This window comes from Dechloromonas sp. A34 (assembly GCF_026261605.1).
In the GTDB taxonomy this organism is placed as follows: Bacteria; Pseudomonadota; Gammaproteobacteria; order Burkholderiales; family Rhodocyclaceae; genus Azonexus.
In genome coordinates this window covers 1,268,217-1,295,011 of the sequence record NZ_CP102486.1, presented here as the reverse complement: position 1 = coordinate 1,295,011, position 26,795 = coordinate 1,268,217, and the positions used below count along the sequence as shown (strand labels likewise).

Annotated in this window: 25 protein-coding genes and 2 pseudogenes; 13 read left to right on the top strand and 14 right to left on the bottom strand. The window is 63.0% G+C overall.

Going from position 1 to position 26,795, the window contains the following annotated elements; translation table 11 throughout:
• The first annotated feature begins 187 nt into the window (after positions 1-187).
• The 7 genes and pseudogenes from NQE15_RS06495 (at position 188) to NQE15_RS06465 (ending at position 7,969) form a co-directional block, all read left to right on the top strand.
• Complete coding sequence (locus NQE15_RS06495) at positions 188-1,816, top strand: methyl-accepting chemotaxis protein (RefSeq protein WP_265947661.1); 1,629 nt, start codon at positions 188-190, stop codon at positions 1,814-1,816.
• Positions 1,817-1,912: 96 nt separating this feature from the next.
• Positions 1,913-3,712 carry a glutamine--tRNA ligase/YqeY domain fusion protein gene (locus tag NQE15_RS06490; RefSeq protein ID WP_265947659.1) on the top strand — a complete coding sequence of 600 codons (1,800 nt, stop codon included), beginning with the start codon at positions 1,913-1,915 and terminating at the stop codon, positions 3,710-3,712.
• Positions 3,712-4,296 (top strand): DUF924 family protein, encoded by a 585-nt coding sequence (locus NQE15_RS06485; protein ID WP_265947657.1) that lies wholly within the window; start codon positions 3,712-3,714, stop codon positions 4,294-4,296. The genes NQE15_RS06490 and NQE15_RS06485 overlap by 1 nt, the downstream gene beginning before the upstream one ends.
• Before the next feature lie 4 nt (positions 4,297-4,300).
• A complete protein-coding gene (locus tag NQE15_RS06480) occupies positions 4,301-5,485 on the top strand; it encodes a class I SAM-dependent methyltransferase (RefSeq protein WP_265947655.1) in 1,185 nt (394 codons plus the stop codon).
• Positions 5,482-6,294, top strand: coding sequence for an orotidine-5'-phosphate decarboxylase (gene pyrF / locus NQE15_RS06475; protein WP_265947653.1), 813 nt, complete (start codon positions 5,482-5,484; stop codon positions 6,292-6,294). Before NQE15_RS06480 ends, pyrF begins: the two co-directional genes overlap by 4 nt.
• Before the next feature lie 72 nt (positions 6,295-6,366).
• Positions 6,367-7,160: pseudogene (locus NQE15_RS06470) on the top strand (neutral zinc metallopeptidase).
• Positions 7,157-7,969: a M23 family metallopeptidase gene (locus NQE15_RS06465; protein WP_265947651.1), complete on the top strand. Its 813-nt coding sequence runs from the start codon at positions 7,157-7,159 to the stop codon at positions 7,967-7,969. Before NQE15_RS06470 ends, NQE15_RS06465 begins: the two are co-directional and overlap by 4 nt.
• A 49-nt stretch (positions 7,970-8,018) precedes the next feature.
• On the opposite strand, the gene NQE15_RS06460 is transcribed toward NQE15_RS06465, so the two are convergent.
• Complete coding sequence (locus NQE15_RS06460; protein ID WP_265947649.1) at positions 8,019-8,144, bottom strand: hypothetical protein; 126 nt, start codon at positions 8,142-8,144, stop codon at positions 8,019-8,021.
• 66 nt (positions 8,145-8,210) lie between these two features.
• Here NQE15_RS06460 and NQE15_RS06455 point away from each other — a divergent pair, with 66 nt between their 5' ends.
• Positions 8,211-8,525 (top strand): hypothetical protein, encoded by a 315-nt coding sequence (locus tag NQE15_RS06455; RefSeq protein ID WP_265947647.1) that lies wholly within the window; start codon positions 8,211-8,213, stop codon positions 8,523-8,525.
• A gap of 6 nt (positions 8,526-8,531) precedes the next feature.
• Here the strand turns inward: NQE15_RS06455 and NQE15_RS06450 are convergent, their stop codons facing one another.
• Positions 8,532-9,470 (bottom strand): nucleoside recognition domain-containing protein, encoded by a 939-nt coding sequence (locus NQE15_RS06450; protein ID WP_265947645.1) that lies wholly within the window; start codon positions 9,468-9,470, stop codon positions 8,532-8,534.
• Between the two features lie 155 nt (positions 9,471-9,625).
• On the opposite strand from NQE15_RS06450, the gene NQE15_RS06445 reads away from it, so the two are divergent.
• Complete coding sequence (locus NQE15_RS06445) at positions 9,626-10,768, top strand: ABC transporter substrate-binding protein (protein ID WP_265947643.1); 1,143 nt, start codon at positions 9,626-9,628, stop codon at positions 10,766-10,768.
• A 74-nt stretch (positions 10,769-10,842) separates the two neighbouring features.
• Here the strand turns inward: NQE15_RS06445 and trpE are convergent.
• The 3 genes and pseudogenes from trpE to rpe form a co-directional block, all read right to left on the bottom strand.
• A pseudogene (gene trpE / locus NQE15_RS06440) lies at positions 10,843-12,317 on the bottom strand (anthranilate synthase component I).
• Positions 12,318-12,439: 122 nt separating this feature from the next.
• Positions 12,440-13,120 carry a phosphoglycolate phosphatase gene (locus NQE15_RS06435; RefSeq protein WP_265947641.1) on the bottom strand — a complete coding sequence of 227 codons (681 nt, stop codon included), beginning with the start codon at positions 13,118-13,120 and terminating at the stop codon, positions 12,440-12,442.
• The gene (rpe, locus tag NQE15_RS06430; RefSeq protein ID WP_265947639.1) at positions 13,120-13,821 is read right to left on the bottom strand and encodes a ribulose-phosphate 3-epimerase; all 702 of its coding nucleotides are present in this window, start codon (positions 13,819-13,821) and stop codon (positions 13,120-13,122) included. The genes NQE15_RS06435 and rpe overlap by 1 nt, the downstream gene beginning before the upstream one ends.
• A gap of 36 nt (positions 13,822-13,857) precedes the next feature.
• Between rpe and apaG the strand changes: the two genes are divergently transcribed.
• Both apaG and NQE15_RS06420 read left to right on the top strand, forming a co-directional pair.
• Entirely contained in the window at positions 13,858-14,241 is a 384-nt protein-coding gene (gene apaG, locus NQE15_RS06425; RefSeq protein WP_265947637.1) for a Co2+/Mg2+ efflux protein ApaG, read from the top strand.
• Positions 14,242-14,285: 44 nt separating this feature from the next.
• A complete protein-coding gene (locus NQE15_RS06420; RefSeq protein ID WP_265947635.1) occupies positions 14,286-14,831 on the top strand; it encodes a class I SAM-dependent methyltransferase in 546 nt (181 codons plus the stop codon).
• Here NQE15_RS06420 and ydiK read toward each other — a convergent pair.
• Positions 14,787-15,911 (bottom strand): AI-2E family transporter YdiK, encoded by a 1,125-nt coding sequence (ydiK, locus tag NQE15_RS06415; protein ID WP_265947633.1) that lies wholly within the window; start codon positions 15,909-15,911, stop codon positions 14,787-14,789. The genes NQE15_RS06420 and ydiK overlap by 45 nt on opposite strands.
• Before the next feature lie 367 nt (positions 15,912-16,278).
• Here ydiK and NQE15_RS06410 point away from each other — a divergent pair, with 367 nt between their 5' ends.
• Positions 16,279-16,917, top strand: coding sequence for a c-type cytochrome (locus NQE15_RS06410; RefSeq protein WP_265947631.1), 639 nt, complete (start codon positions 16,279-16,281; stop codon positions 16,915-16,917).
• A 48-nt stretch (positions 16,918-16,965) separates the two neighbouring features.
• Here NQE15_RS06410 and argJ read toward each other — a convergent pair whose 3' ends face one another.
• The 3 genes from argJ to NQE15_RS06395 form a co-directional block, all read right to left on the bottom strand.
• Positions 16,966-18,192 (bottom strand): bifunctional glutamate N-acetyltransferase/amino-acid acetyltransferase ArgJ, encoded by a 1,227-nt coding sequence (gene argJ / locus NQE15_RS06405; RefSeq protein WP_265947629.1) that lies wholly within the window; start codon positions 18,190-18,192, stop codon positions 16,966-16,968.
• Between the two features lie 48 nt (positions 18,193-18,240).
• Positions 18,241-20,955, bottom strand: a complete 2,715-nt coding sequence (gene secA / locus NQE15_RS06400; protein WP_265950149.1) for a preprotein translocase subunit SecA — start codon at positions 20,953-20,955, stop codon at positions 18,241-18,243.
• Positions 20,956-21,057: 102 nt separating this feature from the next.
• Positions 21,058-21,807: a M23 family metallopeptidase gene (locus NQE15_RS06395; protein ID WP_265947627.1), complete on the bottom strand. Its 750-nt coding sequence runs from the start codon at positions 21,805-21,807 to the stop codon at positions 21,058-21,060.
• A gap of 115 nt (positions 21,808-21,922) precedes the next feature.
• Here NQE15_RS06395 and NQE15_RS06390 point away from each other — a divergent pair, with 115 nt between their 5' ends.
• Positions 21,923-22,420, top strand: coding sequence for a DciA family protein (locus NQE15_RS06390; RefSeq protein WP_265947625.1), 498 nt, complete (start codon positions 21,923-21,925; stop codon positions 22,418-22,420).
• Here NQE15_RS06390 and NQE15_RS06385 read toward each other — a convergent pair.
• From NQE15_RS06385 to NQE15_RS06365, 5 genes are all read right to left on the bottom strand, one after another.
• Positions 22,407-22,595, bottom strand: coding sequence for a hypothetical protein (locus tag NQE15_RS06385; protein WP_265947623.1), 189 nt, complete (start codon positions 22,593-22,595; stop codon positions 22,407-22,409). The two genes, NQE15_RS06390 and NQE15_RS06385, sit on opposite strands and share 14 nt — an antisense overlap.
• A gap of 6 nt (positions 22,596-22,601) precedes the next feature.
• Entirely contained in the window at positions 22,602-23,516 is a 915-nt protein-coding gene (lpxC, locus tag NQE15_RS06380; RefSeq protein WP_265947621.1) for a UDP-3-O-acyl-N-acetylglucosamine deacetylase, read from the bottom strand.
• Positions 23,517-23,597: 81 nt separating this feature from the next.
• A complete protein-coding gene (gene ftsZ, locus NQE15_RS06375; protein WP_265947619.1) occupies positions 23,598-24,785 on the bottom strand; it encodes a cell division protein FtsZ in 1,188 nt (395 codons plus the stop codon).
• Positions 24,786-24,820: 35 nt separating this feature from the next.
• A complete protein-coding gene (ftsA, locus tag NQE15_RS06370) occupies positions 24,821-26,050 on the bottom strand; it encodes a cell division protein FtsA (RefSeq protein ID WP_265947617.1) in 1,230 nt (409 codons plus the stop codon).
• Between the two features lie 4 nt (positions 26,051-26,054).
• Positions 26,055-26,795, bottom strand: a complete 741-nt coding sequence (locus NQE15_RS06365; protein WP_265947615.1) for a cell division protein FtsQ/DivIB — start codon at positions 26,793-26,795, stop codon at positions 26,055-26,057.

The window sequence follows — 26,795 nt, the reverse complement described above, 5'->3', positions numbered from 1 at the left end:
GGTGCTGCATTGTAGCGACTCAGCATTACTTTGCCATTCCGGCCAGCAAACAGCGCATCGCAACAATTGAGAAGCGCAGACCAGCACCCATTAAAAGTTGGACAGGCCGTTGGTGCTGCAATATTCTGAAGTATTAGAAATACATAATCAGCTACGGCCATAGGCTAGCGACCGTCGGGAGACAAAAATGGAACTTTTCAATTTCAGTGGGCTGAAAGCGCGCTTGACCCTATCGGTGCTGATCGCCTTGCTCGGTCTGGTTTTGCTCGGTGCTTTCCAGATTCTCCATCTGCGCAGCCAATTACTGGAAGACCGCAAGGCAACGCTGCAGGCTGCCGTCGATATTGCCATCAATACGGTCAAGGTTTTTCAGACCAAGGAAGCCAAGGGCGAGCTAAGCCGGGAAGATGCGCAAAAACTCGCCAAAGATGCTTTGCGCGGCATGCGCTATCTCGGTGAAGAGTATTTCTACACCTATGACAGCAAGGGCATGGGCGTCATGCACCCGGTCCGCCCCGAATACGTTGGCAAGAGTCACTGGGACCGCCAGGACAAGAGCGGCGCCTACACCATCCGCAACATGCTCAAGGCGGCCCTCGACAAGACCGGCTATGTCGAAACCCTGACCCCCAAACCCGGCAGCGACGTCCAGGTGCCCAAACTGCACCTCCTCCAGCATTTTCAGCCCTGGGATTGGGTCATCGGCACCGGCCTCTACATTGACGATCTCGATACCGTTTTCTATCAGCAGTTGCGTAGCGCGGCCTTCGTCATTGTTTTCGTCCTGCTAGTCGTCGGCGCCGTCGCCTGGTGGGTTGCCCGCTCGATCCTGGCTCAAATCGGCGGCGAACCGGCGCTTGCCGTCGCCACCATGAGCAAGGTCGCGGCCGGCGACCTGACGGTTTCCATGGACACCAGGAATCCGGCCAGCCTGCTCGGCGAGCTGAATCATCTGGTTCAGTCGCTGCGCCGGATGATGGAAGAAATCGCCCGTAACGCCGGCCAGGTAGCCAATTCGGCACGGGAAATTTCGGATACTTCAAGCAAGGTGGCGGAGGCAGCGTCATCCGAAACCGATGCCACCCAGACGATGGCCGCCGCAATGGAGGAACTTACCGTTTCGATCACCCATGTCTCCGCCAACGCCACCGAAACCGCACGCTATGCCAGCAATGCCGCTGACCTGGCGGAGCAGGGCGAAAAAAGCGTTGAAATGGTCGCCAGCAACATCGCGAGCATGGCGGGGACGGTCGCCAATGCCGCCGACAAGGTACGCAGTCTTTCGGCCAATACCCAGGAAGTCGCACGCATCGCCTCGGTCATCAAGGATATTGCCGGGCAGACCAATCTGCTCGCCCTCAACGCCGCCATCGAGGCGGCGCGTGCCGGAGAACAGGGGCGCGGCTTCGCGGTGGTCGCCGACGAAGTACGCGTCCTGGCCGAGCGAACGGAAAAAGCCACGCTGGAAATTTCCGGCGTCGTGGACCGTATCCAGAGCGAAACCCTGAATGCCGCCAAGGCCATGGATGCTGCGCTGCCGGAAGCTGAGAAGGCCACGGCCGCCGCCAGCGAGACAAGCGAACAGCTGCACCGCATCGCCGAAGGTTCGCGCTCGGCCCAGAGTCTGGTCCGCGATGTCGCCGCCTCGACGCGCGAACAGAGCGAGGCCAGCACGTCCCTCGCCCAGCAGGTGGAACGGATTGCCAATCAGGTCGAAGACACCGGACAGAGCATGAAGATCACCGCCCAGGCGGCACAATCCCTGCTCGCTACGGCGCAATCGCTGAAGGCCGCGACGGAGCGCTTCCGCGTCTAGTGCCGCCCTTTGTTCCGACGGCACTAGCGCGGCGAATTTTGGCGGCTGGCGGGCTGCGCCGGTTAAAATGGCGGGATCGATTACAGAGGTTCCCCCGTGAGCAGCCCGAATAAACCCGAAGTCGCCCCCGCCGCCAATTTCATCAGGAATATCGTCGAAGCCGACCTTGCTGCCGGCAAGCACGCCCAGCGCCACTGGGCCGGCCAGCCAGGCACCGCCGCCGACCACGCCGCCGCACCGCTCGACGCCGCCAAGATCCGCACCCGTTTCCCGCCCGAGCCGAACGGCTACCTGCACTTCGGCCACGCCAAGTCCATCCTGCTCAACTTCGGCCTCGCCGAGCAGTACGGTGGCCGCTGCCACCTGCGCTTCGACGACACTAATCCGGAGAAGGAAGAGCAGGAATACGTCGATTCGATCATCGACGCGGTCAAGTGGCTGGGCTGCTCCTGGGAAAAAGATGGCGAAAACAATCTCTACCAGGCTTCCAACTATTTCGACTGGATGGCCCAGTTCGCCGAATACCTGATCTCGGCCGGCCACGCCTACGTCGACAGCCAGTCGGCAGACGAGATGCGCGCCAATCGCGGCACGCTGACCCAACCTGGCAAGGATTCGCCTTTCCGCGCCCGCAGCGCCGCCGAGAACATGGATCTCTTCAAGCGCATGCAAGCCGGCGAATTCGCCGACGGCACGCACATCCTGCGCGCCAAGATCGACATGGCGGCACCCAACATCAACCTGCGCGACCCGGCGATCTACCGCATTCGCCACGCCACGCATCACAACACCGGCGACAAGTGGTGCGTCTACCCGATGTACACCTTCGCCCACCCGATCGAGGACGCGCTGGAAAACATCACGCACTCGATCTGCACGCTGGAATTCGAAGACCAACGGCCGTTCTACGACTGGCTCCTCGAACGGCTGGCCGAAGGCGGTTTGCTGCAGCGGCCACTGCCGCAGCAGATCGAGTTCTCGCGGCTCAACCTGACCTATGTCGTGCTCTCCAAGCGGAAACTCATTCAGCTGGTCGAGGAAAAACACGTGCAAGGCTGGGATGACCCGCGCATGCCGACCCTGGTCGGCGCCCGCCGCCGCGGCTACTCGGCCGAAGGTTTCCGCCTGTTTGCCGAACGCATCGGCGTCTCCAAGCATGACTCGCTGATCGACTACGTGCTGTTCGAGGATGCCATGCGCGAAGTCATGAACGAATCCGACCAGCGCCGCATTGCCGTGCTCGACCCGGTCAAGCTGATTATCGACAACTACCCCGAGGGGCAGGTTGAAGAATGCTTCGCCCCCAACCACCCGCTGCACCCGGAACTCGGCCAGCGCAGCATTCCTTTCAGCCGCGAACTGTGGATCGAGGGCGAGGACTTCATGGAAGTGCCGAGCAAGGGCTTCCGCCGCCTGTTCCCGGGCAATAAGGCGCGCCTCAAATACGGCTACATCGTCGAGTGCACCGGCTTCGACAAGGACGCCAACGGCAAGGTTATCGCCGTGCATTGCAACTACCTGCCCGACACCAAGTCCGGCACGCCGGGCGCCGACAGCGTCAAGGTCAAGGGCAATCTGCACTGGGTCTCGGCCGCCCACTCCTACGCCGCCGAAATCCGCCTCTACGAGCGCCTGTTCAAGGTGCCCGCCCCCGGTGCCCGACGCGAAGGCGATGCCCCGGACCTGGAACGCGATTTCCTCGACGACCTCAACCCGGATTCCCGGCAGACGATCACCGCCCAGCTCGAACCCTGTCTGCGCGACGCAAAACCGGAAGAGCGCTTCCAGTTCGAGCGCCACGGTTATTTCGTGGCCGACCGCGTCGATTCGCATGACGGCAAGCCGGTGTTCAACCGCGCCGTCACGCTGAAGGACTCCTGGGGCAAGGCCGGCTGATGAGCGGCACGGCAGCGGCGGACATCCTCGCCTTCTGGTTCGGCCGTCCCGGCGAACCCGGCTACGGCCAGCCGCGAAATGAATGGTTTCGCAAGGATGCCGCTTTCGATGAAGCCATCCGCAGCCGCTTCCTGCCCGACGTCGAGGCGGCGCTGGCCGGCCGCCTGACCGAGTGGGCGGATACGCCGCCCGGCCTGCTCGCCCGGCTCATCCTGCTCGACCAGTTCCCACGCAACCTCTTCCGTGGCGAGGCCCGAATGTTTGCCGGTGACGCCGAGGCCCGCTCGCTCGCCGAACGGGCGCTCGCCCAGGGCTGGGACAAACAGCTGAGCGCTGTCGAAAAAGTCTTCGTCTATCTGCCGCTCGAACACAGCGAAGCGCTGGCCGACCAGGAACGCTCGGTTGCCCTGTTCGCCGCGCTGGCGGCCGAGCAACCCGGCAACGACGGTTTCCTCGATTACGCCCGCCGTCACCAGGAGGTGATCGCCCGTTTCGGCCGCTTCCCGCATCGCAACGCCGCCCTCGGCCGGCCCTCCACACCCGAAGAGACGATTTACCTCGCTCAGCCGGGCAGCGGTTTCTGATCCCGTGTCCGCCCGCGACGTCGCCCAACTCGGCCAGGTGTTCACGCCACCCAATGTGGTGGCCTTCATGCTCGACCTCTGCCAGAACACCGGCCGGACCCTCGAACCCTCGGCCGGCGATGGCGCCTTCTTTCGCAAGCTGAAGGCAAAGCAGGCCGATTGCGTCGGCATCGAGATCGACCCGCGGGTCGCGCCGCCCGGTGCCGAGATCCGCGACTTTTTCGATTACCCGCTCGGCGAGCAGTTCGACAGCATCATCGGCAACCCGCCCTATGTGCGTTTTCAGGACGTGGCCACGACCACCCGCCAGAAACTGAAATCCGAACTCTTCGACGGGCGCAGCAACCTCTTCCTGTTCTTCATCGAAAAGTGCATCCGCCACCTGAAACCGGGCGGCGAGCTGGTCTTCATCGTGCCGCGCGAGTTCATCAAGCTGACCGCCGCCAAGAAGCTCAACGCCTGGCTTTACGAGCAGGGCAGCATCACGCACTTTTACGAAACCGGCGATGTCCGGGTCTTTGGCGAGCACACCCCGAACTGCGCCATCTTCCGTTTCGAAAAGGGCCGCCTGGACCGCTTGATGGCCGATGGCCGGCGCTTCGTCGAAGCCGACGGCCAGTTGATGTTCCTGCGCGACGACCACTGCGTCCGCTTCGCCGACGTGTTCACGGTCAAGGTCGGCGCCGTTTCCGGGGCCGACCACATCTACGCCCACGCCAAGGGCAACATGGAATTCGTCTATTCGAAAACCGCCGAAACCGGCGAAACTCGCCGCATGCTCTATGGCATCAAGCACCCGCACCTCGACAAGCACAAGGCCGAACTGCTCGAGCGCCGCGTCAGGAAGTTCGACGAAAGCAACTGGTGGCAGTGGGGCCGCGCCTTCCCGATCAACGAGCTGCCACGGATCTACGTCAATGGCCGGACGCGCAAGGCGGAACCTTTCTTCCTGCACGACTGCCACAGCTTCGACGGCTCCATCCTGGCGCTGTTTCCGAAGAACCCGCGGATTGCCCGGCGCGACCTGATCGAATGCACCATGATGCTGAACAAGGAAGTCGACTGGCAGCAGCTCGGCTTCATCTGCGACGGCCGCTTCCTGTTCACCCAGCGCAGCCTGCAGACCTGCCTGCTGCCGGAAAAATTCTCCCGTTACCTCCCGTCTGACAAGTCCAAGGACGTCGCATGACCTTCACCCAAATGCTCGTCGCCGCCTGGCGCAAGAACAACTCCCTGCTCTGCGTCGGCCTCGACCCCGACCCGGCCAAATTCCCCGCGCACCTCAAGGGCCGCGACGATGCCATTCTCGAATTCTGCACCGCCATCGTCGATGCCACGGCCGACCTGGTCTGTGCCTTCAAGCCACAGATCGCCTACTTCGCCGCCCGCCGCGCCGAAGACCAGCTCGAAGCGCTGATCGCCCACATCCACGCCAAGCACCCGGGCATCCCGGTCATTCTCGACGCCAAGCGCGGCGACATCGGCTCGACCGCCGAGCAGTACGCCATTGAGGCCTTCGAGCGCTACCAGGCCGACGCCGTCACCGTAAATCCGTACATGGGCCGCGATTCGGTCGATCCCTACCTGGCTTACCCGAACAAGGGCGTCATCCTGCTTTGCCGCACCTCCAATTCCGGCGGCAGCGACCTGCAATTTCTCGATGTCGGCGGCGAAAAACTCTATGAGCGCGTTGCCCGCCTGGTCGCCAGCGAGTGGAACCGCAACGGCCAGTGCGCCCTGGTCGTCGGCGCCACCTTCCCGGCCGAGATCGCCCGCGTCCGCGAGATCGTCGGCGACATCCCGCTGCTCGTGCCGGGCATCGGCGCCCAGGGCGGCGACATCGAAGCCACCGTCCGCGCCGGCCGTACTGACAACGGCACCGGCCTGATGATCAATTCCTCGCGTGCCATCCTGTTCGCCGGCAAGGACGCTAACTTCGCCGCTGCGGCCCGCAAGGTGGCGCAGGAAACCCGCGACACCATCAACCTTTACCGCTAAAGGAATCGCCATGCGCTTCGACGACCATCGCGAAAGCGACAATATCGAGGACCGCCGGGGCGGCGGCGGGGGATCGGCGCTGGTGGCGTCGGCATTGGCGGCGTCATCCTGGCCCTGGTCGTCAGCTACTTTACCGGCATCAATCCGCTAACCCTGCTCGGCGTCATCGAACAGACGCCGCTCGCCCAGCACAGCGCCCCGACCGCCCAAAAGCCGCCGGCCAACGACGAGAACGCCCGTTTCGTCTCGAAGGTGCTGGCCTCGACCGAGGACGTGTGGACCGACACCTTCCGCCAGAACGGCCAGCAGTACCAAGTCCCGAAACTGGTCCTGTTCACCGGCGCCACGCCAACCGCCTGCGGCACCGGCCAGACCGCCATGGGGCCGTTCTACTGCCCGGGCGATCAAAAGGTGTACATCGATCTCGCCTTCTACCGCGAGCTGAAGGAGCGTTTTCACGCCCCGGCGAATTCGCCCAGGCCTACGTCATCGCCCACGAAGTCGGCCATCACGTGCAGAACCTGCTCGGCATCGCCGACAAGGTGCACCAGGCCCGGCAACGAGCCGGCAAGGTCGAAGCCAATGCGCTGTCGGTGCGCATGGAACTGCAGGCCGACTGCCTGGCCGGGGTCTGGGGCAAGCGCACGGACACCATGAAAAAAGTCCTCGAACCGGGCGACCTTGAAGCCGCCCTCAATGCCGCCACCGCGATCGGCGATGACCGCCTGCAACAGCAGACCCAGGGCCGCATCGTGCCGGAAAGCTTCACCCACGGTAGTTCGGCCCAGCGCGTGCGCTGGTTCAAGCGCGGCTTCGAGAGCGGCGACATGAACCAGTGCAACACCTTCAAGGCTGCCCAGCTTTGATTCGCCTGAGCGGCGCCCTGCTGCTCGGCATCCTCTGCAGCAACGCCCTGGCCCTGCCCAGGAATGCGCCGGTGCCCGGCGGCGTTGCCGTCGTCGATCTCGGCCCGGCCAGCCAGCCGGCGCCGACTGCCCGCTGGGGCGACCAAGCGCTCACCGTGGTCGGCGACCATGGCCGCTGGTTCGTGCTGCTCGGCATCCCGCTCGACACCCTGCCCGGCGAGCTGGAAATTGCCGTGACCAGCGCCGGCAGCACCACCACCCGCAGCGTCGCGGTCGGCATCAAGAATTACCCGGAACAGCGGCTGACCATCAAGGACCAGCGCAAGGTCGAACCCAACCCCGACGACCTCGCCCGCATCGCGCGGGAAAAGGAAATCACCGAAGCGATCAAGCGCCGCTTCTCGGCCGCCGCCCCGGCCACCGACTTCCGCCTGCCGGCCAGCGGTCCGCTGTCGTCCCGCTTCGGCCTGCGCCGCATTTTCAACGGCCTGCCGCGCAACCCACATGCCGGCCTCGATGTCGCCGCCGGCAGCGGGGCGCCGGTCAAGGCGCCGGCCGCTGGCGTGGTTGCCAATACCGGCGATTACTTCTTCAACGGCAACACGGTCTTCATCGACCACGGCCAGGGCCTGGTCACCGCCTACATGCACCTCTCACGTCTCGATGTCCGCGCTGGGCAGCCCGTCCGCCAGGGCGAAACCCTCGGTGCCGTCGGCGCCACCGGCCGCGCCACCGGACCGCACCTGCACTGGGCAGTGATCCTCAACAACACGCCTGTCGATCCCGAGCTGTTCCTGGTCCGGCCGTAAACGCAAGAAAGGCAGCCGGGGCTGCCTTTCTCATACACGCGAAGCAAGCTCACATCTTCGGCTTCGCCGGTGTGCTCATCTGTTTTTCGTCTTTCGCCTTGTCACCGCAAGCAATTGCGGAAACGCTGCCCACGGCGAACAGGGTGGCCAGCAGAACGGATAGCAGTTTCTTCATCGATAGCTCCTGAGTTCGGTCACTGCGTTTCGAGCATTTTTTCCGGCCTTGGTTCAATATTCGGGCGTGCACGAACAAACCATCCACCTCCACCGCGACGCCCCTGACAAGCCCGCCGCGGGCTTGGCCTGCAACGGCTGCGGCGTCTGCTGCATGCTGGAAACCTGCCCGGCGGCGCGCCTGTGCTTCCTGCAAAAAACCGGCCCCTGCCCGGCGCTGGCATGGTCGGCGGCGGAGACCCGTTACCACTGCGGCCTGCTCACCCGCCCCGGGCATTTCCTCGGCTGGCTGCCGACGCCGGGCGAGAAGCTGGCGAGCCGGCTGTTCGCCCGCTGGATCGCGGCGGGCCAAGGTTGCGACTGCTCGGCCGAAACCGGCTGACCGGCTTCAGCCGACCAGCACATGCCCGGCGGTGCGGACTGCAATGCCGAGGCAGGCGCCAAGTGCCGCCGGTTTCCACACTGCGGCCACCCGTCGTCCGGCCGAGATCAGCACGGCCACACCGGGAATATCGAAGGGCGAAATCAGGAAACCGGCGCTGGCGTTGAGCAGTTCGACGCTGATCTGACCAGCCCGCCGCATGTCGTCGATGACCCCCATCATCGCCGTGCCGCCGGCCAGGTACTTGGTCAGGGTGGGCAGGATCAGCACCGGGTCGATCGATACCATCGCCAGCAGCGGTGTCAGCCAGACGGTCAGCAGGTCGATGGCGCCGAAGCGCTTGAGGGCCATGACGACGACCAGCGACAGGACCAGCATCGGCATGGCGCCGACCGCGATTTTGAAGGCCTCCGCCCCGGCCCGGTTGATGACATCGAGCACGCCCTTGGCGCTCTCGGCCACCGGGTGATTCAGCGTTTCATCGAGCTTGTCTTCCTGATCGGAGAGCCCCCGGCCAAAGAGATGATAGGTCGCCGCCGCGGCGACCAGGCCGCCGATCAGCGAGAACACCAGCGTCGTCGTGAAATCGAGGCCCATCGTCAGCATCGGAAAAGCCGCGTTGGCCTGGGCCATCGCGAAGACCATGGCCAGCGTCGCCGCCAGATGGCGGTCCGAGGCGCCGCGCTGCTCCATCATGGTCAGTGTCGCCATCGGCGCCGCGAAGCTGACGAAGTTGATCTGCAGGGCCGCGAAGACGCCTAGCCCGGTCAGCCCGAAAGGCTTGAGCAGCGGCGCCAGATGGCCGACCACCCAGTCGAGCACGCCGCGCGCCTCGAGCAGGCGCATCAGCGACAGCATCACGATCATGACCGGCAGCAGGACGAACAATGCGAGCTCGATGGCGGAGCGCCCGGACTTCAGGATGATGTCGATCAGGATTTCCATAAGCGGCTGGTCGAGGTTGGCGGGAATCGGCTGCGAGTATGTTGCTTGCCCGGTTGCCGGTCAATCATCGACATCCCTTGGTGGTGCGGAATCTTGCTGGCCCTGCCGTATCATGACGCCATTCTCTTTGCCCACCTGTCGTCCGGAGATCCTGCATGAAGCTTCGCCTGCCGAGCGCCCTGCTCCTTTCCCTTCTTTCATTCGCCGCCGTCGCCCAGGTCAAGGTCGGCGTCGTCTATTCGGCGACCGGCCCGACCGCCGTCGTCGGCATTCCGCAGAAGAACACGGTTGCCCTGCTGCCGCGCAAGATCGGCAACCTGAGCGTCGACTACATTCATTACGACGATGCCTCGGACGCGACGCAGACCGTGCAGTTGGTCAAGAAACTGCTGGCCGAACAGAATATCGACGCCCTGATCGGCCCGACCGGTTCGCCCAGCGCCATGGGCATCCTGCCCTTCGTCGCCGAAGCCGGGCTGCCGATGCTGGCGCCGGTCGGCACGCCGGCCGTGGTACTGCCGATGGACGACAGGAAGCGCTGGGTTTACAAGACAACCCAGAACGACAGCCTGATCGCCGACGCCCTGATCGCCCACATGAAGAAAAGCGGGGTCAAGACCCTCGGATTCATCGGCTACAACGACCCCTATGGTGAATCCTGGCTCAAGGAAATCACTGCCCAGACCAGGCAGGCCGGGATTCAGCTGGTCGCAAGCGAACGCTACCTGCGCACCGACCAGTCGGTGACCGGCCAGAGCCTCAAGCTGGTCGCCGCCCGCCCCGATGCCGTGCTCGTCGCCGGCACCGGCGGCCCGGCCGTGCTGCCGCACGCGACCCTGATCGATCAGGGCTACAAGGGCCGCATCTACCAGACGCACGGGGCGGCGACTCCGGACTTCATCCGCCTTGGCGGCAAGAAGGTCGAGGGCGCGCTGATGGCGGCCGGGGCGATGATCGTGCTCGACGAGGTGGCGAACAGCAATCCGTCAAAGAAGGTCGCCCAGGACTATATCGCCGCCTACGAAAAACTCTACGGCAACAAGCCGGCGACCTTCGGCGCCAACGTCTACGATGCCGGCCTGCTGCTCCAGAAAGCCATTCCCGAAGCGGCGAAGAAAGCCAAACCGGGCACGCCGGAATTCCGCAGCGCGCTGCGCGATGCGCTCGAAAATATCAAGGAACTGGTCGGAACCCAGGGTGTTTACACGATGACGCCCGAGGACCACTCCGGTTTCGACCGTCGCGGACGGGTCATGATGCAACTGAAGGATGGTGTCTGGAAGCTGGAGGCCGAATAATCAGGGGCAGCGTTTCCTCAGTGCAATAAAAAACCGCCCGGTTCCGGGCGGTTTTCACTTGGGTGGCGACGCACTCAGTCTATCCGCGTATCGAGCCCCTGCTCGGCCAATTCGGCAGCGCGCAGCACGGCGCGGGCCTTGTTCTGGGTTTCGGTCCATTCCGAACTGGGATCGGAATCGGCAACGATACCGGCGCCGGCCTGAACGTAGAGGCGCTTGTCCTTGACCACGGCGGTACGGATAGCGATTGCCAGATCCATGTCGCCATGGAAGCCGAGGTAGCCGACGGCTCCGGCGTAGATGCCGCGCTTGACCGGTTCCAGCTCGTCGATGATTTCCATGGCCCGCACCTTCGGCGCGCCGGACACCGTACCAGCAGGGAAGGTCGCCTTGAGCACGTCGAGGGCATCCAGCCCGGCCTGCAGCCGGCCTTCGACGTTGGAGACGATATGCATGACGTGCGAGTAGCGCTCGACGATCATGTTCTCGGTCAGCTTGACGGTACCGACCTTGGCGACGCGGCCGCAGTCGTTGCGGCCGAGGTCGAGCAGTTGGGTGTGCTCGGCACGCTCCTTCTCGTCGGCCAGCAGTTCGGCGGCCAGGGCGGCATCTTCTTCCGGCGTCGCGCCGCGCTTGCGGGTGCCGGCGATCGGGCGGACCGTGACACGGTCGCCTTCGAGGCGGACCAGAATCTCCGGCGAAGCGCCGACGACATGAAAATCCTCGAAATCGAAGTAGAACATGTAGGGCGACGGATTCAGGCTGCGCAGCGTCCGGTAGAGCGCCATCGGGCTGGCCTGGAAGGGCTTGGTCATACGCTGCGAGAGCACGACCTGCATGACGTCGCCTTCGGTGATGTAGTCCTTGGCCTTGAGCACGGCCTGCTTGAAGGCCGCTTCGCCGAAAGTGGAGACGGCGGCTTCGGAGTAGACCGGCTGTTCGCTCGGAATGGTGACGGCGGTGCGCAGTTTGCCGAGCAATTCCTTGAGCCGGGCCCTCGCTTTCTGGTAGGCACCGGGAAAACCGGGTTCGGCATAGACGATCAGGGTCAGCTTGCCGGACAGGTTGTCGACGACGGCGATTTCTTCGGAGAGCAGCAGGCCGATGTCCGGCGTACCGATGTCGTCCGGCTTGTGGGTGCGGGTCAGCTTGGTTTCAACGTAGCGCACCGTATCGTAGCCGAAACAGCCGACCAGGCCGCCGCAGAAGCGCGGCAGGCCGGCGCTGGGCGGGGCGCGGAAGCGCTCCATGAACTTGCCGATGAAGTCGAGCGGATTGGTGTCGTCTTCGCGCTCGGCGATGCGGTTGCCGGTCAGCACCAGCACCTGGTGGCCATTGACGATGATCCGCGTCGAGGCGGCGAGGCCGATGATCGAATAGCGGCCGAAGCGTTCGCCACCCTGCACCGATTCGAGCAGATAGGTGTAGGGCCGTTGGCCAGCTTGAGGTAGATCGACAGCGGCGTGTCGAGATCGGCAAACGTTTCCAGGGTAACAGGAATACGGTTGTAGCCTTGCGCGGCAAGCGCGTTGAATTCGATTTCAGTCATGGGGATGCCTCAAAAATGACAGGGTATTGCGGTCTGGGTGCGCCGTTCAGGCGCAAAAGCGGAAAGGAATTACCGACGCCAGGGGCGCCAGCCTTGCCATTCGTTCCAGAGTCGCTGTGTCGTCATTTGTGCTTGAGGTCTTTGAAAGTAAGTGCTTGTTGGTAGGCAACAAGGAGACTGGATACTAGCGCATCGCATTCTGCACTGTCCACCGGCTCGCCTTCGTTGTAGCCGTAGGGCACGGCGAATGCCGGACAGCCGGCGGCATGAGCGGCCTGGATGTCGTTTTTCGAATCACCGATATGCAGATTGCGGTCCGGCCGCACGTCGAACAAGCGGCAGGCATGCAGGATTGGTTCGGGATGCGGCTTCTTGTGCGCCGTCGTGTCGCCGGAGACGATGACATCGAAGTAGCTGGTCATCCCCATGCGCTCGAGCAGGGCCTCGGTGAACATCCCCGGCTTGTTGGTAACGACGCCCATTTTCAGGCCACTCGCCCGCCATGCCTTGAGACCGTCGATCACCCCTGGGTAGATCTGGGTGAAGCGACCATTGACCACTGCGTAATGGCGCTTGAAGGACTCGATGGCTTCGTGCAGGCGTTCAGCCGAGGGCGGGTGCTCATGGGTCAGGCAGCGCTCGACGAGAACTGCCATGCCCTTGCCGACGAAGCTGTGCACTTCGGCATGGGTGCGCGGCGGGGCGCCGATTTCTTCGAGCATCAGGCGGCAAGCCTCGGCGAGGTCGGCGATGGTGTCGAGCAGCGTGCCGTCGAGGTCGAAGGTAACGGATTGAAAATGCATCAGACTTTGCCCAGTTCGCTGCGCAGGGCGCCGATGATCGAATCGTAGCGATGCGGGTCGCTGTCCTTGCCTGCCCCATAGACAGCGGAACCGGCGACGAAGGCATCGACTCCGGCACGGGCGATTTCGGCGATGTTGGCTGGATTCACGCCGCCATCGATTTCCAAACGGATGCGCCGGCCGCTTTCCTTCTCGTAGGCGTCCAGCTTGGCGCGCGCTTGGCGAGCCTTGGCCAGCGTGCCTGGTATGAACTTCTGGCCGCCGAAGCCGGGGTTGACGCTCATCAGCAGCACGACGTCGATCTTGTCGAGCACGTAGTCCAGGTAGTCGAGTGGCGTCGCCGGGTTGAAGACCAGGCCGCCCAGGCAACCAGCATCGCGGATCAGCGCCAGGCTGCGGTCGACGTGCTCGGAAGCCTCCGGGTGGAAGGTGATGATATTGGCGCCGGCCTTGGCAAAATCGGGAATGATGCGATCCACCGGCTTGACCATCAGATGGACGTCAATCGGCGCCCTCGTGCATGGCCGGATCGCCTCACAAACCAGCGGCCCGATGGTCAAATTGGGAACATAATGGTTGTCCATCACGTCGAAGTGAATCCAGTCGGCACCGGAAGCGATGACATTGGCCACCTCTTCGCCGAGTTTGGCAAAGTTGGCTGAAAGAATGCTCGGTGCGATGATGAAATCTTTGACTGACATGATGCTTCCCTGAACAAAAACAGACGAAATTATCCCATGCCCGACTCCAACAAGTATCGAATCGAAATCCAGCCGGTAGCGCAATTCATTCCCGACCAGTCCGACCCGGAAGAGAACCGCTACCTTTTCGCTTACACCATCATCATCACCAATATCGGCGAAGTGCCGGCCCAGCTGGTTTCGCGCCACTGGGTCATCACCGACGCCCACAACGAAGTGCAGGAGGTGCGCGGCCTCGGCGTCGTCGGCAAGCAGCCGCTGCTCAAGCCCGGCGAGAGCTTTCAGTACTCCAGCGGCTCACAGCTGAATACCCCGGTCGGCACGATGAAGGGCACTTACCAGATGGTGGCCGAGGACGGCACACACTTCGAGGCCGAAATCCCCGAGTTCACGCTGGCCATGCCACGAGTACTGCACTGAGCCTCAAGCAGACCTATACGCTAATCGCCCCGTTCTACGACGCGGTGATTGCCCGGGTCACGCGGGCTGCCCGCCAGCGCAGTTTGGCCGCGCTGCCGCAGAAGCCTGGGCGCGTCCTGCTGGCCGGCGTCGGCACCGGTCTCGATCTGCCGCATCTGCCGCCACAGCACCGTTACGTCGGGCTCGACCTCAATCGGGCCATGCTGAGTAGAGCCCGGCCGCGGGTCGGCGATATCGACTTCGCGGCGGTACAGGGCGATGCCCAGCAACTGCCTTTTGCCGACGCCAGCTTCGACGGCGCCGTGCTGCACCTGATTCTGGCGGTCGTCCCCGAGCCGGCTCATTGTTTGGCCGAAATCGCACGCATTTTGCGCCCCGGCGGCCAGGCCCTGGTTTTCGACAAGTTTCTCCGCCGCGGCCAGCCGGCCTTGTTGCGGCGACTGGCCAATCCGCTGGCCCGCCGGGTGGCGACCCGCATCGACGTCGTCTTCGAAGACCTACTCGCCGAAGTACCCGAACTAGCGCTGGAATTCGACCAGGCGGCGCTAGCCGGCGGGTGGTTCCGGATGATCCGCCTGCGCCGCCTCTAGCACCGGCTCGGCGACCGGCTCTTCGTCCTTGCCCAAGGCATCCTCGATCCAGGCCAGCATCAGCGTATAGGTCACGGCCAGCACCACCGGCCCGACGAAGATGCCGATCAGGCCGAAACTCAGCATGCCGCCGATGACGCCGGCGAAAATCAGCAGCAGCGGCAGGTCGGCGCCTCTCTTGATCAGCATCGGGCGCAGGAAATTATCGAGCGTGGCGACGACCACACTCCAGATCAGCAGGAAGGTCGCCCAGCCGTTGTCGCCCATCCAGTACATCCAGCCGACCGCCGGAAACAGGATCAGGCTCGGGCCGACCTGGGCGATGCAGAGCATCAGCATGACCGCCGATAACAGGGAGGCGAAGGGCACCCCGGCGATCGCTAGGCCAATACCGCCGAGCACAGTCTGGACGATGGCGGTGACCCCGACCCCCAGCGCCACGCCGCGAATCGCCTGGCCGGCCAGGATGATCGAATTTTCGCCGCGCTCGCCGGCCAGCCGGCGACCGAAGCGCTGCGCCATCCGGGCGCCAACCTCACCGCCGGAATAGAGAATGGCGGCGATGGTAACGACCAGCAGGAACTGGATCAGCATGCCGCCCAGGCCACCGACCTGCGCCAGGACCCACTTGCCGGTATCGGCGGCATAGGGCGTAACTTTGGCCAAAATACCAGCCGCGCCGCTGGCCGCCAGTTGCGTCCACAGCATGGCCAGTTTCTCGCCAAGCAGTGGCAGTGACGCCACCCAGTCCGGCGGCAGGGGCAGGCCATTGGCCGCCACGTTGCGCGCCGCCTCGGTCAATTGCCCGGAATGATCGGCGATGGTGTCGATTGCCAGCAACAGCGGCAAGACCAACAGCAACAACATGGCCAGGCTCATCACGGCGACGGCCGGGGCACGGCGCTGGCCAAAGCGCGCCTCGAGCGAGAGCAGCAGCGGCCAGGTCGCGACAACGATCATCGTCGCCCACACCGTCGCCGCCAGAAACGGGCGCAAGACCCAGAGAGAGAGGCCGATCAGGCCTAGAATGCAGAGAATGGCCAGGGTAGTCCGGGTCAGATCGCGGCGAATATCAGTCATGAGGCATGCTCCGGGATGAGCCCAGATTCAACCGGAAAACCCGGGACAGTCCGCTGGCTCTTTTCATTGCCTATCCATTGCGCATTCGACTAGGCAAGTCTAGCACGCACGCCACGGAGGTTCCGCCAAAAGGGTCCACCCACTTTTCACCTCGGCCGGATGAGGAGCAACGATCCAAAACTCGACCATCTGCCGCATTCTCCATTGTCGTTTTTCCCATTTTCATCGGCTCGGTGCTATCCTGCCGTGGGGGCTGCATCGTGATGAAAACGCAAGCCAACCGCGATGACATGGCAATACTCGAGCTTCGAGCCCCCAGGCAACAGAGGGACTGGAAAAAAACAATTTCGAGAATTAAGGAATAATCATGCGAAATAACATCGGTAGCCGGCACGGCTGGCACTCAACATTTTCCCTAAAAGCCATTGCGCTTTTGTTCGTCGCAGCCGCGTCAACAGCGACAGCCCTGGCAGCCGAGCGCAGCGGCAAGCAGGTGGTCGAATCAGTTTGCGTCGGCTGTCACGCCGAGGGCAAGGATGGCGCCCCCAAGATTGGCGATCGGGCTGAATGGTCCAAGCGGGCCTCCAAAGGTCTCTCCAACCTGACCCAGAACGCAATCACCGGTGTGCGCAACATGCCGGCGCACGGCGGCCAGGCCAATCTATCCGACGTCGAAATGAGCCGTGCCGTCGCCTACATGGTCAGCGGCGGACATGCCACCGACACCGATAAGACTTATGCCGCGCCGCAGCGTAAGACCGGCGCCCAGATCGTCGCCAGCCGCTGCCAGGACTGTCACGCCGCCGGCAAGGAAGGCGCGCCGAAAATGGGTGATGTCGAAGCCTGGACACCACGCCTGAAAGGCGGGATCGATCCCCTCGTGAAGTCCGCGATCAGCGGCCACAATGCGATGCCGGCCCGGGGTGGCATGGCCGACCTCAGCGATGCCGAAATGAAGTCGGCGGTTGTCCATATGGTCAACCAGATCGCCAAGCCCAAGAAATAAGCCGGGCTGGGGCCGCCAGCCAATCTGGCGCGCCCCTCTGAACGCCGACTACGAACGGTAGTCGGCGTTGATCTTGACGTAATCGTAGGAAAAATCGCAGGTGTAGACCTTCGCCGCAGCCGCACCGCGCCCAAGGTCGACGCGCACGGTGATTTCGGCCTGCGCCATCACCCGCGCCCCGTCCTCTTCCTTGTAGACTGCCGCCCGGCCGCCGTTTTCGGCGACCAGCACATCATCCAGCCAGACCCTGACGCCATCGACGTCGAGATCGCCGATGCCGGCGTAACCGACCGCCGCCAGGATGCGGCCGAGATTGGGGTCGGAAGCAAAGAAAGCAGTCTTGACCAGCGGCGAATGGCCGATGGCATAGCCGACCTGACGACACTCGGCAATCGACTTGCCGCCTTCGACAGCCACCGTGATGAATTTGGTGGCGCCTTCGCCATCGCGCACGATGGCCTGGGCCAGTTCGACCGAGACGGCGATGATCGCCGCCTTGACCTCGACCCATCCGGCATCAGCTTCGCTGGCAAAACTGGCTCCGGACTGGCCAGAGGCGATCATCACGTAGGAATCGTTGGTTGAGGTATCGCCATCGACCGTGATGCAGTTGAAGGAAGCATCCGCTGCCTCCTTTACCAGTTGGTCGAGCAGCGGCTGGGCGATCCCGGCATCGGTGGCCAGGAAGCCGAGCATGGTCGCCATGTTCGGCTTGATCATGCCGGCGCCTTTCGAGACGCCGGTGATGGTCACCGTCTTGCCGGCCACCTGAAGCCGCCGCGAAGCCGCCTTGGCCACGGTATCGGTGGTCATGATGCCGTGCGCCGCGGCATACCAGTTGTCAGCCTTGAGATCGACCAAAGCGGCCGGCAGCCCAGCTTTGATGCGATCGACAGGTAGCGGCTCGAGGATGACACCGGTCGAAAATGGCAGAACCTGATCGGCAGCCACATCGAACAGGCCTGCCACCGCTTCGCAGCTGGCTTGCGCCGCCTGCCGGCCGGGCCCGCCGGTACCGGCATTGGCAATGCCAGTATTGATGACCAGAGCCCGGATTTCCTTGCCATTCGCCAAATGTTGGCGGCAGAGCTGCACCGGCGCTGCGCAGAAACGGTTCTGCGTGAATACGCCGGCGACCGTGCAGCCGGCATCGAGCGCGACCAGCGTCAGGTCGCGGCGGTTCTTCTTGCGAATCTCGGCTTCGGCGACACCGAGGCGAACGCCGGCGACCGGAAACAGTTGATCGGCGGCTGGGGTGGCGTAATTGACAGGCATTCGTGTAGCTCCAAAAGCATCAAGGCACCTCGCGGGTGCCTTGGGGGATCAGGACAGTTTTCCGTGGCAGTGCTTGTATTTCTTGCCGCTGCCACAAGGGCAGAGGTCGTTGCGCCCGACCTTCGGACCGGACTGAGCCGGCTGTCGGGGCTCGGCTTCCGCCGCCTCGCCAGCACCCAGCGCTTCGTCGTAATCGGCGTGCTGGTACTGGACGTTCTGCACCTCGGCATGCGGTGCCGTTTCTTCGACGTCTTCCTGGGAGCGGATCTGCACGGTGTACACGACGCCAGTCACGTCCTTGCGTACGCGATCGAGCAGGCCCTCGAACAGTTCGAAGGCTTCGCGCTTGTATTCCTGCTTCGGGTTCTTCTGGGCGTAACCACGCAGATGGATGCCCTGGCGCAGATGATCCAGCGCCGAGAGGTGTTCGCGCCAGCTAGTATCGAGGCTCTGCAGCATGACGTTGCGCTCAAACTGGTGGAAATTCTCGGCACCGACCAGATCGACCTTGGCCTGATAGGTTTCGTCGGCCCCCTGCACGATTCGGGCAAGGATTTCCTCGTCGGACAGCGTCGGTTCATCCTTGAACCACTGGGCAACCGGGGCGACGATCTGCAATTCGGACTGCAGGGCGCGTTCCAAGCCCTCCATGTCCCACTGCTCCTCGACCGATTCGGCCGGCACATAGGTCCGGAAAATCTCGGCAATGACGCCTTGGCGCATGGCGGTGATAGTTTCCGAAATATCGTCAGACTCCAGCAGTTCGTTGCGCTGCTGGTAGATCACCTTGCGCTGGTCGTTGGAAACGTCATCGTATTCCAGCAATTGCTTGCGGATGTCGAAGTTGCGAGCCTCGACCTTGCGCTGAGCCGACTCCAGGGAGCGAGTGACGAGCGGATGCTCGATCGCTTCGCCTTCCGGCATTTTCAGCTTGTCCATGATGGCGCGCAGGCGCTCGCCGGCGAAGATGCGCAACAAGGGATCGTCAAGCGACAGATAGAAGCGCGAAGAACCGGCATCGCCCTGACGACCGGCACGACCGCGCAACTGGTTGTCGATCCGGCGCGACTCGTGGCGTTCGGAACCGATGATGTGCAGGCCACCGGCCTCCAACACCTGGTTGTGCAGCCTCTGCCATTCCTCGCGCATGGCGGCAATCTGCGCCTCGCGCTCGGCTTCGGGCAGCGACTCGTCGTGCTTGATAGCGGAGGTTGCCTTCTCGATGCTGCCGCCGAGCACGATGTCGGTACCGCGACCGGCCATATTGGTGGCGATGGTGATCTGCCCCGGCCGACCGGCTTCGATGACGATCTCCGCTTCGCGGGCATGCTGCTTGGCATTGAGCACCGAGTGCGGCAACTGTTCCTTGTCGAGCAGGCCGGAGAGCAGTTCTGAGGCTTCGATCGAGGTCGTGCCGACCAGCACCGGCTGGCCGCGTTTGGCGCAATCCTTGATGTCGGCGATGATCGCCGCGTGCTTCTCGTCGGCCGTCTTGAAGACCAGGTCGTTCATGTCCTTGCGGACCATCGGCCGATGGGTCGGGATGACGACGGTTTCGAGACCGTAGATCTGCTGGAACTCATAGGCTTCGGTATCGGCCGTGCCGGTCATGCCGGACAGCTTGCCGTACATCCGGAAGTAGTTCTGGAAGGTGATCGAAGCCAGGGTCTGGTTCTCGGCCTGGATCTGCACGCCTTCCTTGGCTTCGACCGCCTGGTGCAGGCCATCCGACCAACGGCGACCGGCCATCAGGCGGCCGGTGAATTCGTCGACAATGATCACTTCGCCGTTCTGGACGACGTACTGCTGGTCCTTCTGGAACAGCGTCAGGGCGCGCAGGGCGGCATTCAGGTGATGCATCAGCGAAATATTGGCCGACTCGTAAAGGCTGGTGCCTTCCTTGAGCAGACCGTGTTCGGCTAGTAATTGCTCGGCATGCTCGTAGCCGGCTTCGGCGAGATGGACTTGATGGCCCTTCTCGTCAACCCAGTAATCGCCTTCGCCATTCTCTTCGGCGGCGCGAGTCAGCTTGGGCACGACGTCCTTCATGCGCAGGTAGAGATCGGTGTGGTCTTCGGCCTGGCCGGAAATGATCAGAGGTGTGCGCGCCTCGTCGATCAGGATCGAGTCCACTTCGTCGACGATGGCGTAGTTCAGGCTGCGCTGGACCCGCTCGCCGGCCGAATAGACCATGTTGTCGCGCAGGTAATCGAAGCCGAACTCGTTGTTGGTGCCGTAGGTGATGTCGGCGGCGTAAGCCGCCTGTTTGGCCTCATGATCCATCTGCGACAGGTTCACACCGACGCTCAGGCCGAGGAAGCGGTGCAGGCGTCCCATCCATTCCGCATCGCGGCTGGCCAGGTAGTCGTTGACCGTGATGACATGCACGCCCTTGCCGGAAATCGCATTCAGGTAGGAGGGCAGCGTGGCGACCAGGGTCTTGCCCTCGCCGGTGCGCATTTCGGCGATCTTGCCGTAATGCAGCACCATGCCGCCGACCAACTGCATGTCGAAATGGCGCATGCCCAATTCGCGCTTGCCGGCTTCGCGGACAACCGCGAAGGCCTCGGGCAGCAGGTCATCAAGCGACTCGCCGTTGGCATGACGCTGCCGGAACTCGTCGGTCTTGGCGCGCAACTGCTCGTCGCTCAAGCCCAGGAGAGACGGCTCGAGCGCGTTGATGCGCTTGATGGTCTGGGAGTATTGCTTGATCAGCCGGTCGTTGCGGCTGCCGAAAATCTTTTTGAGTAGGCCGGAAATCATCGCTTTGGAATAGGGTGGCGCAGGGCGCGGCAAAGCGCGGATTCTAGCATGCCGGCCCGATACGACGAGGACGACCTAGATCAAGGAGTCGACGCTTGGCGCTCAGTGCCGTTTGAACTGGGCGTAGCCGGCACCCTGCTTTAGGAACAGCGCCGGATTCTGGGCCACACCGAGCATACGGACCTCGAAATGAAGATGCGCGCCGGTCGAGCGTCCGGTGCTGCCAACAGCCCCGATTTCCTGCCCACGCTTGACCAACGTCCCGGCCTTGACGTTGAGGCGCGACATGTGGGCATAACGCGAAGTCAGCCCGTCGCCGTGGTCGATGTCGATCATGTTGCCGAATTCGGGATGATGCTCCGCGACCAGCACCACGCCGTCCGCCGCCGCCGCGATGGGCGTGCCGGTTTCGGCGACGAAGTCGATGCCTTCATGCATCGCCCGCAAACCGGCAATCGGATCGTTGCGGTGACCAAAGGGGGAACCGAATGCCGCATCCTTGACCGGCAGCGTCGTTGGCAACAGGCGCCCCTTGACCCGCTTTTCGAGCAGGCGCGACTCGATAACCGCCAACTCGTCGGAGCGGTAATCGATGGCCGTCGCCAGGCGTTCAATTTCCCGCTGCAATTCGCCTGCCGTCATCGGTGCCGGCAAGTACGGCCCGCCCTGCCCGGCGAGCGTGCTCGGACGGGCTGCTGCCTTTTCGCCGGCCAAGCCGGAGACCCGTTCGCCGAGGCTGTCGAGCTGCAGGACCTTGGCCTGCAATTCACCCAAGCGCGTCGCCATCAACTGCAGGTTGGCGCTGACGTAATCCTGAATCTTTTGCGACTCACGCTGTTGAATCGAAAACATCAGATTTTCGACGAGCGGCAAACGAAACTGGACCGACAGCCAGGAAAAAACCGCAGAAGTCGACAGGACCATCGCAAAAAAGACCGCGAGCGCCAACAGTATGTGCCGAGGCATAATGGTGATTGTTCGCGCCGCCTTCATGTGGCGCGAGACCAGAATAATCTGCACGGAACCTCCAATGTACAAAGTGCCTGAGCAATATCTCGACAGCGACGCCGCCACCGGCCGACTGATGGTGCATGCGCGGCTCTTGCTCAAGCTTTCACGGCGCTTCGAAGCGATTGCCCCGGCGGGACTTCGCCACGCGGCATGTGTTGCCAACTACAAATCGGGGAGAGTCGTTATCCACGCCGACAACGGCGCGGTCGCCGCCAAGATTCGCCAGATGAGTCAGCGCTTGTGCGACGAGTTATCGAAAGGCGGTGCGGAGTGTAACGTCATGGAGGTAAAAGTACAACCCCGGCAAATTCCTTACCAATCAACGAGTTCAACCCAGAAGCCGCTTTCTGCAAAGGCTTGCGGCGTCCTGCGCGCAACTTCCGACAACCTGCCTCAAGGCGCCTTGCGGGATGCGCTGGAAACCCTGTTGCAGCGCGCCGCTACCAGGGAATAATGGCCAGGCGCTCGACGAACATCAGGGCGAAAACAAGTAGCGCGAAGACGATTCCATAACGGAAGAGACGCCAGCTAAAAGCCAGATAGCTGCGCTTGCCGGTCAAGGCATAAAGCACGACACCAACGCCAACGGTAATCACCAAGAGGACTGCCAGCAGGCGCAGCAGCCACATATCGGCTTAGGCCGGCTGATTCAGCCAGCGAATGACGCCGGCCGGTGCATTCTCGGCTTTTTCGAAGGTCACCAGTTCCCAGGACTCCGGGTGCTCGAGCAGTTCGCGGGCGAGCTGATTGTTCATGGCGTGGCCGCCCTTGTGCGAGGAGTAGGCGGCGAGCAGCGGGTGGCCGAGCAGGTAAAGGTCGCCGACCGCGTCGAGAATCTTGTGTTTGACGAACTCGTCGCCGTAGCGCAGGCCGTCCTGATTGAGGACGCGGAATTCGTCGAGGACGATGGCGTTTTCCAGCCCGCCGCCGAGGGCGAGGCCGTTTTCGCGCAGGTATTCGACTTCCTGCATGAAGCCAAAGGTGCGGGCGCGCGCCACTTCACGGGTGTAGGACTGTTCGGCGAAATCGATTTCGGCCTTTTGCGCCGACTTGTCGATCGCAGGATGATTGAAGACGATGGAAAAAGTCAGGCGATAGCCGTCGTAGGGTTCGAAACGCGCCCATTTGTCGCCGTCGCGGACTTCGATCGGCTGGGTGACGCGAATGAATTTTTTGGCGGCGTTCTGTTCTTCGATCCCGGCCGACTGGATCAGGAAAACGAAGGGCGACGCGGAGCCGTCGAGGATGGGTACTTCCGGCGCATCCAGATCGACCCAGGCGTTGTCGATGCCGAGGCCGGCAAAAGCCGACATCAGGTGTTCGATAGTGCCAACCTTGACTCCGTCCTTTTCCAGACAGGAGCACATGCGGGTGTCGCCGACCATGAAGGCGGCAGCGGGAATATCAACCGGTTCCGGCAGATCGACGCGACGGAAGACGATACCGGTATCCGGAGCGGCCGGACGCAGGGCCATATTGACCTTGACGCCACCATGCAGGCCAACGCCGGAGGCGCGGATGACAGTCTTGAGCGTGCGTTGCTTGAGCATGTAAGTGCTTGATTGATTGGGGAAGGCACCACATTGTAACACAACGTGACGCCACCCTTTTTCAGAGAGAGTTTTGTTACATCAATCCGCCTGTTTACGCAGGAAAGCCGGAATGTCGTAACGATCCACGCCACTGTTGGCCAGCGCTTCGACCGTCACGTTGCGCTTGTTGCGCATCACCGCCGGAATTTCCAGCTGGTTGAAGTCGATGCCCGGGCCGTTGCTGAAGGCCACCGCGTCATGCGTACCCGTTGCCTGGGCTTGCAGCACGGGCGTGTTGATGACTTCGAAGGTCTGGCGACCGCGCGCAGCAGCCGCTTGGCCGAGGCCGGTGGCGACCACGGTAACGCGCAGGGCGTCGCCCATCAGTTCGTCGTACACGGCGCCGAAAATGATGTGGGCGTCTTCGGCTGCGAAGGCCTTGACGGTGTTCATCACTTCGTTGACTTCCTTCATCTTCAGTCCGCCCTTGGCGGCCGTGATGTTGACCAGCACGCCCTTGGCGCCGGACAGGTTGACGCCTTCGAGCAGCGGCGAGGCGACGGCCTGTTCGGCCGCGATCCGGGCGCGGTCGAGGCCGGCGGCGGCGGCGGAACCCATCATGGCGCGGCCCATTTCGCCCATTACGGTGCGCACGTCTTCGAAGTCGACGTTGACCAGGCCCGGGTAGGTAATGATTTCGGCAATGCCGCCGACGGCGTTTTTCAGCACATCGTCAGCCGCCTTGAAGCAATCGTCGACATCGGCGTCGTCGCCCATGACTTCCATAAGCTTGTCGTTGAGGATGACGATCAGCGAATCGACGTGCTTGGAAAATTCAGCGATGCCGGCTTCGGCCGACTTCATCCGCTTGTTGCCTTCGAAACTGAACGGCTTGGTAACCACGCCGACGGTCAGGATACCCATTTCACGGGCGATCTCGGCAACCACCGGAGCGGCGCCGGTACCCGTGCCGCCACCCATGCCGGCCGTGATGAAGGCCATGTGGGCGCCTTCCAGGCTGGCGCGAATTTCGTCGCGGTGTTCCTGGGCAGCTTCCTGGCCCTTTTCCGGCTTGGCGCCGGCACCCAGCCCGGTCTTACCGAGCGACAGCTTGCTCGACGCCGCATTGCGGCTCAGGGCCTGGGCATCGGTATTGGCGGCGATGAATTCGACACCGTTAACACCTTCGCGAATCATGTGCTCGATGGCATTGCCGCCGGCACCACCAACCCCGAACACCTTGATGATGGTGCCGGTTTCCTCGTCTTTCTCGATGATTTCAAACATGACTACCTCCTCTGAAAAAACTGTTCAATAACAAATCAAAAATTCTTGGCAAACCAGGATTTCATGCCTTCGAAGACATCCTTGAAACCCTGCTTTTCCTGAATGTTCTGGCCGCGCTTGCGCTGGGCCTGGGCTTCGAGCAACAGGCCGTAGGACGTCGAAAACCGTGGGCTTTGCACGACATCGGCCAGGCTGCCGCTGTATTTCGGGTTGCCGAGGCGCACCGGCATATGAAAAATTTCCTCGCCCAGCTCGACCATACCCGGCATGACGCTGGCCCCACCGGTCAGCACGACGCCCGAAGACAGCACTTCCTCGAAGCCGGCGCGGCGCAGTTCGTTCTGGATCAGCTCGTAGAGTTCCTCGACTCGCGGCTGGATGACGTCGGCCAGCGCCCGGCGCGAGAGTTTGCGGCTCGGCCGGTCGTCAACGCCCGCCACATCGAGGTTTTCGGCAACATCGGCGAGTTGCGACAGGGCGCAGCCGTACTTGCACTTGATGTCCTCGGCCTCGCGGGTCGGCGTGCGCAGCGCCATGGCGATGTCGTTGGTGACCTGGTCGCCGGCGATCGGAATCACCGAGGTGTGGCGGATGGCGCCCTGGGTCCACACCGCGATGTCGGTCGTGCCGCCGCCGATGTCGATCAGGCAGACGCCGAGATCCTTCTCGTCCTCGGACAGGACGGCGTAGCTGGAGGCCAGCGGTTGCAGCACGAGGTCATTGACCTCGAGGCCGCAACGACGCACGCACTTGACGATGTTCTGGGCCGCCGAAATGGCGCCAGTGACGATATGGGTCTTGACTTCGAGGCGCATGCCGCTCATGCCGATCGGCTCGCGGATACCGTCCTGGCCGTCGATGACGAATTCCTGGGTCAGGATGTGCAGGATTTCCTGATCGGCCGGAATCGGCATCGCCTTGGCCGTTTCGATGACCCGCTCGACGTCGCTGGTCGTCACTTCCTTGTCCTTGATGGCGACCATGCCGTTCGAGTTGAAGCTCTTGATGTGGCTGCCAGCGATCCCGGTGTAGACGTCGCGCACCTTGCAGTCGGCCATCAGCTCGACTTCCTGGATGACGCGGCTGATCGTGTGCACCGTGTCCTCGATATTGACCACGACCCCCTTCTTGAGGCCGCGCGAGTCCTGCGAGCCCATGCCGATCACGTTCAGATGGCCTTCCTGGTTGATCTCGGCGACCAGCGCGACGATTTTCGACGTCCCGATGTCCAGCCCGACGACCAGATCCTTGTTATCCCTGCTCATATGCCTACTTTCCCTTCCCCTCGCTCGCGACTCGCATCGCAAAGCCGTTCGGATACCGCAAATCCACCACGGCCGGACGTACAGCCCGGTTGGCGACGGTTTCCGGATAAACCTCGATAAATCGCTGCAGACGCACGCCCACCGGCGCTTTCGGCTGCTCCCGCCCCATGTTCAACAACATCCCGCTCTCGAGCTTCAACTGCCAGGCCAGACGCGGCGACAGGATCACCTGCACCGGCTTTTCGCCGACTGCCGCGAACGAACCCACCAACTCGCCATAACGCTTCAGGACCTCGTTGGCCGTGCCCTGCGGTCCGTACAACAGCGGCAAGGTCGCCATTTCCTCGGCCCCGGCCAGCACCGCGAAGACCTCGCCGTAGCTGTTGACCAGTTCGCCACGGCCCTCGCCCCAGCGCGCCACCGGCTTGTGTTCCTCGACCCGGACCTCGAGCTTGGCCGGCCAGATGCGCCGGACATTGACCTTGCGCACCCAGGGCAGTCTTTCCAGCGTACTGCGCACGGTTTCCAGGTTCAGGCTGAAGAAGTTCCCCTTCAACGCCGAAGGCAGAATTTGTTCGACTTCCAGGCGCCGCGTATGGAGCAATGGCTCGGCAAACACCACCTGGCGCACCGGCAACGATGGCACGCGCACCAGCCAGACCGCCGCGGCGGCCAGCAACGCAGCACCGGCAACCAGCATCAGCAGGTCGGCGAGCGCGTTCAAAAGGTGCGGTTTGTTCCACAT